Annotated in this window: 1 protein-coding gene and 1 pseudogene; one reads left to right on the top strand and one right to left on the bottom strand. The window is 42.8% G+C overall.

Going from position 1 to position 561, the window contains the following annotated elements:
- Positions 1 to 108: pseudogene (locus tag R7Q11_RS28405) on the top strand (rhombosortase); the annotation flags it as partial.
- 90 nt (positions 109 to 198) lie between these two features.
- Here the strand turns inward: R7Q11_RS28405 and R7Q11_RS28400 are convergent.
- Entirely contained in the window at positions 199 to 483 is a 285-nt protein-coding gene (locus R7Q11_RS28400) for a ComEA family DNA-binding protein (RefSeq protein WP_021449594.1), read from the bottom strand.
- Positions 484 to 561 lie beyond the last annotated feature (78 nt).

The raw sequence follows: 561 nt of genomic DNA, 5'->3' as shown, positions 1-561 counted from the left end.
GCAATGATAGGCGCTCGTGGTGCTGTTGATGCACACCTGTTGGGTGCAATGGGAGGCTTAGGTATGGCATTAGTAGAGAAAGGATTCCATCGCCGTATATTTGGATAAAAAATCCCGAACCACGAAAGAGGGTTTGGTTCGGGAAAGCAGTAACCGGAAACGAAAACTCAGTAAGAATACAATGGTCGAAGCCCGCGTTTATAGAAGAATGCGGTCTTCGTTTTTCTTGATTGTTGCTTCACCAATTCCTTTTACATTGGTTAAATCAGCTGCTGTTTTAAATGGGCCGTGCTCGGTACGGTAGTCAACTATGCTTTGCGCTTTCTTTTCGCCAATACCTTTCAGCATCGTTGCTATCTCTTCTGCAGAAGCAGTATTGATATTGACCGTAATTTCAATTCCTTCATATTTATCAGCCTTGGTATCAGCGGCCAAACTGAGTGGTGCGAACACCACTAAACACAAGGTTAAAATCCATTTCATATTGAACATATACACTCCAAATTAACGCTCTGAAATAATCCGCCCTAATGTAGGCACACACTCATCGTCATTGAAGTT

It is taken from the genome of Vibrio sp. 970 (assembly GCF_033339075.1).
This window is presented reverse-complemented; position numbering and strand designations above follow the sequence as displayed.